Annotated in this window: 9 protein-coding genes and 1 riboswitch; of the genes, 6 read left to right on the top strand and 3 right to left on the bottom strand. The window is 69.1% G+C overall.

The genetic code is table 11. The features are described from left to right. The coding region (locus QZV72_RS03290; protein WP_297005229.1) for a trimeric intracellular cation channel family protein at positions 1 to 574 on the bottom strand (574 nt) is incomplete at its 3' end. A 201-nt stretch (positions 575 to 775) separates the two neighbouring features. On the opposite strand from QZV72_RS03290, the gene QZV72_RS03285 reads away from it, so the two are divergent. The 3 genes from QZV72_RS03285 (at position 776) to QZV72_RS03275 (ending at position 2,846) form a co-directional block, all read left to right on the top strand. Continuing rightward, positions 776 to 1,627, top strand: coding sequence for a sulfurtransferase (locus QZV72_RS03285; RefSeq protein ID WP_367119083.1), 852 nt, complete (start codon positions 776 to 778; stop codon positions 1,625 to 1,627). A 157-nt stretch (positions 1,628 to 1,784) separates the two neighbouring features. Next, positions 1,785 to 2,303, top strand: coding sequence for a PTS glucose transporter subunit IIA (locus QZV72_RS03280; protein WP_297005226.1), 519 nt, complete (start codon positions 1,785 to 1,787; stop codon positions 2,301 to 2,303). Positions 2,304 to 2,321: 18 nt separating this feature from the next. Beyond that, entirely contained in the window at positions 2,322 to 2,846 is a 525-nt protein-coding gene (locus tag QZV72_RS03275; RefSeq protein WP_297005224.1) for a hypothetical protein, read from the top strand. Here QZV72_RS03275 and QZV72_RS03270 read toward each other — a convergent pair. Then, a complete protein-coding gene (locus QZV72_RS03270) occupies positions 2,787 to 3,668 on the bottom strand; it encodes an SDR family oxidoreductase (RefSeq protein ID WP_297005220.1) in 882 nt (293 codons plus the stop codon). The two genes, QZV72_RS03275 and QZV72_RS03270, sit on opposite strands and share 60 nt — an antisense overlap. Positions 3,669 to 3,678: 10 nt before the next feature. After that, positions 3,679 to 4,239, bottom strand: coding sequence for a hypothetical protein (locus QZV72_RS03265; RefSeq protein ID WP_297005218.1), 561 nt, complete (start codon positions 4,237 to 4,239; stop codon positions 3,679 to 3,681). A 106-nt stretch (positions 4,240 to 4,345) separates the two neighbouring features. On the opposite strand from QZV72_RS03265, the gene QZV72_RS03260 reads away from it, so the two are divergent. From QZV72_RS03260 to QZV72_RS03250, 3 genes are all read left to right on the top strand, one after another. Continuing rightward, positions 4,346 to 5,059 (top strand): helix-turn-helix domain-containing protein, encoded by a 714-nt coding sequence (locus QZV72_RS03260; RefSeq protein ID WP_297005215.1) that lies wholly within the window; start codon positions 4,346 to 4,348, stop codon positions 5,057 to 5,059. Between the two features lie 256 nt (positions 5,060 to 5,315). After that, positions 5,316 to 5,960, top strand: a complete 645-nt coding sequence (locus QZV72_RS03255) for an ATP-binding cassette domain-containing protein (RefSeq protein ID WP_297005213.1) — start codon at positions 5,316 to 5,318, stop codon at positions 5,958 to 5,960. Next, entirely contained in the window at positions 5,957 to 6,829 is an 873-nt protein-coding gene (locus QZV72_RS03250) for a hypothetical protein (RefSeq protein WP_297005210.1), read from the top strand. The genes QZV72_RS03255 and QZV72_RS03250 overlap by 4 nt, the downstream gene beginning before the upstream one ends. Before the next feature lie 477 nt (positions 6,830 to 7,306). Then, positions 7,307 to 7,398: riboswitch (glycine riboswitch) on the top strand. The last annotated feature ends 25 nt before the right edge of the window (positions 7,399 to 7,423 follow it).

Raw genomic sequence — 7,423 nt, 5'->3', positions numbered from 1 at the left:
TGCCGATGAACAGGACGGGTACATCCCCGGCCACACCCGATTCATCGAGGGACCAGATGCCCACCATGAGTGCGGCGGTGAGCGCGGCCGGGGTGGCGTAGAGCGTCGCCCCGCCGAAGATCTCCGGTACCGACCCGGTCATCATGTCCCGGATCATCCCGCCACCGACCACGGTGAGCACCCCGAGGAACAGGGCGGACGACCACGGCAACCCGTTGGCCAGCGCCTTCGCCGAGCCGGTCGCGGACCACACGCCGAGCACCACGGCGTCCCCGTGGACGCGGAAGATCTCCCAGCCCCGGGAGTTCATGTGGATCGCCGAGGACAACAGGGCGCCGAGCAGCGCCAGTCCGAAGTAGCGCATGTCCTGCACCGCAGCCGGCGGACCGTTGTCGATGAGCACGTCGCGGAGCATGCCGCCGCCGAGGGCCGTGATGATCGACAGGAAGATGATCCCGACGAAGTCGAAGTTCCGGGCGCGCGCGATCGTCGCCCCGATCATCCCGTAGAGCACCACACCGACGAGGTCGAGAGTCGCGTAGGCCGTCCGTACCGACGGATCGACGAAGTCCATGGAGGTGGAGCGTAACAGTCATTCCCGGAATCTCCGATAGCCCGGGTGTAGGACTTCCCCGGCGAAACCACCTCCGGGGCTTCCTGGAGGTCCGGGAAGCGGCTGCCACGGTGACCCACGGTGACGGCTACGGTGACGAAGGTCGCGCCCGGCGGGACCGCCGACCGGCGCCCCGGCCGCTGGCCTCCTATGATGGCGGTCATGAGCCCCTTCCTCGCGGCGGACGAACTCCTCGCCGCCACCACCCGCGGCGACCGGATGATCATCCTCGACTCCCACTGGGCGCCACAGGACAACGCCTCCTGGGACGCCTACGTCTCACAACACATCCCCGGCGCCTTCTGGTGCGACCCCCTGCGCATGCTCGCCGGCACGCCGTCCCCGGCGACCGGGCGCAACCCGCTGCCGAATCCGGCGATGCTCCAGCACTTCGTCACCGACTGGGGGATCTCCCCGGGGGTGCCGGTCCGGATCTACGATACCGGCCGGATGTTCTGGGCCGCCCGCGCCTGGTGGGTCCTGCGCTGGGCCGGGGTCGAGGACGTCAAGATCGTCGCCGGCGGAACCCCCGCATGGGAGGCGGCCGGCGGCGACGTCGCCGGAGGCATCGGTTGCCTGCGAGGCCGAGGCACCTTCGAGATCTCCACCGGCGGCATGCCGACCATCGACCTCGAGGAGATCGATGACTGGGTGGCGTCAGGCAACCTCCTGGTGGATGTCCGCGGTGAGGGACGTTTCATCGGCCGCCGCGAGCCTCACGACCGTCGCGCCGGGCACATCCCGGGCGCGGTGAACCTTCCCGTCGAACTGCTCCTGGGGTCCGGTGGGGTCGCCGACCCGGTGACCGTCGCCGAGCGGCTGGCCCGTCGGGGTATCGGTGGTGCAGACGGCGCGGCCCCGGGGAACATTGCCGTCTACTCCGGGTCCGGTGTGGACTCCGCCCTGTTCCTGGCCCTGATGGAGCACGCCGGACTGCCGGGGGCGCGGCACTTCGTGGGCGGCTGGTCGCAGTGGGCCGGACATCGGCGCCTGCCGGTGGCGCTCGGCGTGTGACCCGGTTGCGTGACCCGGTTGTCTGACCCGGTTGTGTGACCCGGTATACGGCACTGACGTCCGGGTGCTGCAGGGGAGATTCCGTCTCGCCGGCGCACACACGTGAATCCGGCCGTTCGTCGGGTGAAGTGAGCACGGAGAACATATGCTGTCCCCCATGGAATCCTTCGCCGCCTCCGTTGCAGACGACGCTGCGGACACCCCCGTAGTCGTCCCCGACGGCCCCGTACTTCAGGTCATCACCCCGATGCCCGGTACCGTGGCCCCGTTGGATTCGGTCCCGGACCCCAGGTTCGCCTCCGGTGCCTTCGGTGCGGGCGTGGCCGTGATTCCCGACTATGACGTGGAGGACGTCACCGTCGTCGCCCCGGTCAGCGGGGAGCTGCGGCGCCTCATGCCGCATTTCTTCCTTATCGTCACCGAGGACGGCACCGCCGTGTACACCCAGCTCGGTATCGACACCGACATGCTCGACGGCACCGGTTTCTCCCCGCACGCAGCGGAGGGATCGCAGGTGATCGTGGGGGAGCGGATCACCACCTACGCTCCCCGGCAGCTGGGACGCCTGGGCTTCGACCCGCTGGTCCCGGTTGTGGTGATGCAGCAGGACGGGGTTACCACGGGGCTGCTGCCCGGTGAGCCCTGCGAACCCGGGGACGTCCTGTTCACGGTGTAGACATGGCAGACTGGGGGCATGCTGCGCCGAGTCACCTCCACTGCAGCGGCTCTCCTCATGCTCATCGCGATGACCAGGGTCGCCGACCGGGTCGGCGCCGGCTACGGTTCCGCCCTGTTCTACGGTTTCTTCCTCATCGAACTGTTCCTGTTCACGGTGGGGGCGGTGGGCACCGAACGCGGGTACTTCGGCCCGCAGCGTCACCCCGTCAACCGGATGTTCACCGCCTTCAGCTGGGTTGCTGTCCTCGGTCTGCTGGCCACGATGGTGGTACAGGGGTCCGGTGAGGGAAATCCGCTGTGGCTCACCGTCCTCGGCGGGGCATCGATGTTCACCGGAGGCATGGCCGCCGCGCTGCTGGCAGTCTCCGCCAGCCCGTGGCGTGACCTGCTGTACTCCCGGCGCTTCGAGGACAACCGTCCGGTCAGTCGCCCCGACAGTCGCCCCGACAGTCGCATTGCCGTCGGTCCGGACAGCGGCGGCTCACATCCCGTGCCGTTTCGCGATGATCCCGTGCATGGCGTCCCGCGGGAGCAACCGTGACGCCGGGAACGCCAGACCGGCGTTTGACCCCGCCGCGTACAACGGTTTCGGGCGGGGGTCGGTGACCGCCGCCATGATCTCGTCGGCGACCCGGTCGGCGGAGATCCCCACGGCCTCGTTCGCGTTGAGGTTCTCCAGCATCGTGCCGAACTCCTCGGCGTAGGGGCCGTTCCGGTCGACGTAGACGGTGCGCCGCTGCGAGATGCCCGTGTCGATCGCACCGGGTTCCATGACGGAGACCCCGATGCCGAAGCCTCGGAGTTCCCGACGGGCGGAGAAGGCGAAGGCCTTGACGGCGGCCTTCGATGCGCCGTAGGAACCGCGGTGGGCCAGCGGGAAGCTGCCGAGCATGGATCCGACGAAGACGACCCGGCCGCGCCCCTGTTCCCGCATGCCGGGCAGGACCTTCTGCGTCACCTCGACCTGGCCGATGACGTTGATCTGGAACAGTCGCGTCATCGCGCTGTGGGGGAGTTCCTCCAGCGGGCCGTTCTGCGACTCGCCGGCATTGTTGACCAGAACGGAGACGGTGCCGGCCCTGACCTTCGCCAGTTCGGCGGGCAGCCGGTCGATGCTCGCGGGGTCGGCGAGGTCGAGGGGGACGAGGGTGACGCCCTCCGGGGTGTTCGCCACCGAGTTCAGGGACGCCGGGTCCCGGGAGGTGCCGATGACCCGGAAGCCGGCCTTGACGAGGGCGGTGGCGGTGGCCTGGCCTATGCCGGAGGTCGCCCCGGTGACCAGGGCGGTGTCCCCCGGTCCGACGGTGGGCAGTTCCGGGGTGCTGAAGCGGGAGAAGGGGTTGCGGAGGTGTCGTCTCGTCATACCTGCATTGTTACCGGTGCGCGTCCTGTTCTGCCGCCGGCCGGCTGAAGAACTGCCAGACCGGGCCGGTGACCAGCCAGATCAGCAGGACGACCTCCAGTGCGTCGTACCAGCCGCGCAGGGTGTCGGTCGCCTCGGCCGCGTGCGGCGTCCCGTTGACCAGCAGGACGCAGATCTCCAGGATGGCGGCGGCGATGCCCGCGGCGAGGAGGGCGCGTCCGAAGTCGATGATCTCGGCCCGGAGTTTCGGTCCGTACCCGGTGGGGCGGGGGTCGGGGACGTCCTCGTGGCGGATGCGCCGCCGGTAGGTGCGGTCGGCCCAGGCGATCATCCGGTGACCGAAGACGACCGAGAACCCGAGGTAGAGGGCGGCGAGTCCGTGTACGGCGTTCGGCTCGCCGCCGGAGCGCAGGTCCACGACCGTGAAGGTGAGCAGGAGCAGGTCGACGACCGGGGTGGCGGCGAGGAGGACGAGGCCGGTCCGGGGCATGTTCAGCGGGTAGCGGGCGGTGAGTCCGGCGAGGATGAGGATCCAGAAGCCGATCTCGCAGGCGATGATGGCGGTGACCATGGTGTTCTCCTTGTCTCGGCACCTTGTCTAACACAGTTGTGCTAGTTCGTGATCTCACAGTAGTACAGTTGTGCCAGAACTGTCCCGGGTCGCTACAGTGGGCACCATGGCCAGACTGACCGCCGCGCAACGACGCGCCGACGCCCTCGTCGCAGCCCGACGCCTCATCGTGACGCAGGGGACGGAGGCGGCGAGCGTGCGCAATGTCGCCGAGGAGGCCGGCATGTCCGCCGGGTCGCTGCGGCACATCTTCCCCTCCCACGAGGACCTCTTCATCGCCCTGCTGCAGGACGCCGAGGACTCCACCCGACGCCGGATCGGTGAGGTCGCTCAGGGTGCCCGGAGTGCGGGGGAGCGGGGTGAGGTGGTCGATGTCCGGGCCGTGGGACTGGAGATGCTGATGCAGATCGAGCCTTTCGGTGGCGGGGACGGCGGTGACGGTGGTGGTGGTTCTGGTGTGGGTTCTGGCGCGGGCGACGGTTCGGGCGGGACCCGTTCCGAGCTGCTTGCCCAGTTGGCGGTGCTCACCGCGAATCCGGGCAATGCGCGGTTGGCGGAGATCCGGCGGGTGACCGGTGAGGCGATCGACGGACTGTGCGTGGACGTGGTGCGTGGGGTGGCGGAGGCTGCGGGGGTCGCAACTGCTGGCGTGGGCACCCACGATGTGGGTGCTCTTGATGTGGACGCTGCCGCGCTGGAGCTGCGCCTCATCATCGACGGCATCTCCCTGCGTGCCCTGGAGAATCCCGACTTCACTGAGGCGGACGCCCGTGGCGTCCTCACGGCGCCGCTGGACCGTCTGGTGCCGCCGGCGGGGTGAACCGAAGACCCCGGCGACTCATCGTCGCCGCCAGGACTTCGGCTGGCGCTGCCGTCGGCGCTGTCGGCGGGGTTGCCCTCGGGGCGCCGTCGCAAGTGTTACCAGCTTTCCCCGGTAAGACTTTTGGTGACCTGGGGAAATGTCGGATTATGGGTCCGTTACCAGGTAACACTTTCCTGCTCTGGCATCGGCCGGGACGGATAGCCAGGAGTTCTGCGCTTCGGGGCGTCGGCACGATCCCGCTACTGTGGGCCCCATGCTGAACCTCCCCCCGGATACTTCGCCCCGCCTCAGCATCGACTGTGGATTCGGGCATGTCGGGGAGGTCGGTCACCTCACCACCGGGATTCAGCCGGGGGAGATCGTCGTTCTCACCGGGGAGAACGGCGCGGGAAAGTCCACGCTCATCGACACCGTCGCCGGAGAACTCGCACCGGTGACAGGCACGGTGCGGGTGCGTCACGGGGAGACTGGCGTCCTCCTCGATCCCGCCGCACCGGAGGCGGTGGGACGTGTCACCCGCATCGCGGACCCCGCGTTCCTCCCCGACCTCACGCTGGGGGAGCATCTCGACCTCATGTCGCTGCGCACCGGCGTCGGCATCGACGACCTGCTCGACCGCGCGGCACCGTGGCAGCTCGACGACCTGCCGGACACCCTGCCGAGCCGACTGTCGAGCGGTCAACGTCAGCGGGCGAACCTGGGTATCCAGCTCGCCGTCGCGTCCGACGTCATCGCCCTCGATGAGCCGGAACGGCACCTCGACGCCGACTGGACCCGGGTCCTCTGCGACCGGTTGCGGGAACATGCGCGGGAGGGCGCCGCCATCATCGTCGCATCGCACTCACCTGTGGTCATCGCCGCCGCCGACCGGGTGATCCGCCTGCGGGCCGCGCCGTGAGCGCGGTGGTCATCGCCGCCCGTGCGCTCTGCGCTGTCGTGGCGCTGGTGCTCCTCGTCGTCATCGCCGAACGCATGATGCCGCTGCGGTCGGTCAGCCGGGACCGCTGGGAATGGGACCTGCGCCCGGGAGGACGCTTCCCCGCCGTCGACCGCGCCGGATGGACGCAGATCGCGGTGTTCACCGTGTTCGGGGCGGGAATCGGGGGACTGCTGCGGTACATCGTCGGGGTGCGGAAGCCCCGCAGACTGCCGGTGGTGCTCGCCGGCGGCACGACGAGGACGATGACCGCGGTCTCCCCGACGGTCTTCGACTCGGAGAGCGCCGCCGACATCTACGCGGCCACCTGGTTGAAGGACGCTCCGGTCCGCTCCGTCCGAAGGGCTGCCCCGGTGCTTCCGATGCTGATGCTCCGGCGCGTCCTGCGGAGAGGTTATGTGCCGCTGCTGTTTCTCGTGGTGGCGCTGCTCGCGGCTGCCGTTGTCCCGTACACGGGCATCGTGGGACGGGTACTGCTGGCTCTGGCGTGGTCGGTGCTCGCATCCGCGGTATGGCGGGCGACCCGGCTCGGCGTGCCCGGTGAATGGCGCTGGCGGTCGGTGATTCTCGCGGTTGTCTCACTGGCCGGGGCTGTGGTCCTGTGGCTGCCCGGTGTGCCTGCGCATCCGGTGCAGGCGACGATGTGGGTTCTGGCGGCGGTGGTCTGGTGTGCGCTGGTCCGGGGGAGGCCACGGGAGAACACGAATTTCCTGTCGGTCGACGTGGGCATGGGCGCGCCGGTGCCCCTGGGGATGCTCCGCTACTGGATGTCCGGGCTGCTTGCGGTGGTCCCGGCCGTGGCGGCGGCGGTCGCGGCGGTCGGTTTCTGACACCTCGGACCTCGCCGCCGGACCGGTCGTCGGCCCCTGCCGTCGGAAGTGTTACCAGCTTTCCCTGGTATCACTTTCGGCGACCTGGGGAAATGTCACATTATGGGTCCGTTACCAGGTAACACTTTCCTGCTCAGGCGTCGGAGAGGGCGTCGGGGAGGGGGCGGGAGGGCGTCGGGAGGGGGTCGGGCGGTGAGTGGCCGGGGGTGCCCCGGGGATGTCCCACCCGTTCACCGTGTTCCACGTCACCGCACGGGCTATACTGACCCCGCACGATTTCAAGCACGATGTCAAGCACGATCTCAGGCACGACCCGAGGTCGACCCGGGCACGACCCGAGCACGATCCACAACTGAATGCGCCGCTCGCAACCATGGTGGGAGAGGCCGGCTCTGGTGCCTGTGACGGGCCCCAACCGGCCGCCGTAGGAGCAATCACCTCCCCGTCAGACACTCTCAGGCACCCGTACCGCCATGGCGAGGCAACTCTGGAAAGAGCAGGTCACCGTCGTCCGTGATCCGCCGCCGAAGGAGACCAAGCTCTCAGGCACCATCGACAGAGTGGGGAGGACTACCATCCACGTACACCTCCGTG

Origin of the sequence: uncultured Corynebacterium sp. (assembly GCF_902782855.1) — a bacterium.
In the GTDB taxonomy this organism is placed as follows: domain Bacteria; phylum Actinomycetota; class Actinomycetes; order Mycobacteriales; family Mycobacteriaceae; genus Corynebacterium.
The sequence above is the reverse complement of the archived record's forward strand: the minus strand, read 5'-3'. Positions and strand labels throughout refer to the sequence as shown.

Excerpts from the sequence above, each read along its gene's own strand:
- QZV72_RS03275 (WP_297005224.1), top strand. The coding sequence starts at position 2,322 with ATGCTGCGCCGAGTCACCTCCACTGCAGCGGCTCTCCTCATGCTCATC.
- QZV72_RS03285 (WP_367119083.1), top strand. The coding sequence starts at position 776 with ATGAGCCCCTTCCTCGCGGCGGACGAACTCCTCGCCGCCACCACCCGC.
- QZV72_RS03255 (WP_297005213.1), top strand. The coding sequence starts at position 5,316 with ATGCTGAACCTCCCCCCGGATACTTCGCCCCGCCTCAGCATCGACTGT.
- QZV72_RS03270 (WP_297005220.1), bottom strand. The coding sequence starts at position 3,668 with ATGACGAGACGACACCTCCGCAACCCCTTCTCCCGCTTCAGCACCCCG.
- QZV72_RS03280 (WP_297005226.1), top strand. The coding sequence starts at position 1,785 with ATGGAATCCTTCGCCGCCTCCGTTGCAGACGACGCTGCGGACACCCCC.
- QZV72_RS03265 (WP_297005218.1), bottom strand. The coding sequence starts at position 4,239 with ATGGTCACCGCCATCATCGCCTGCGAGATCGGCTTCTGGATCCTCATC.
- QZV72_RS03260 (WP_297005215.1), top strand. The coding sequence starts at position 4,346 with ATGGCCAGACTGACCGCCGCGCAACGACGCGCCGACGCCCTCGTCGCA.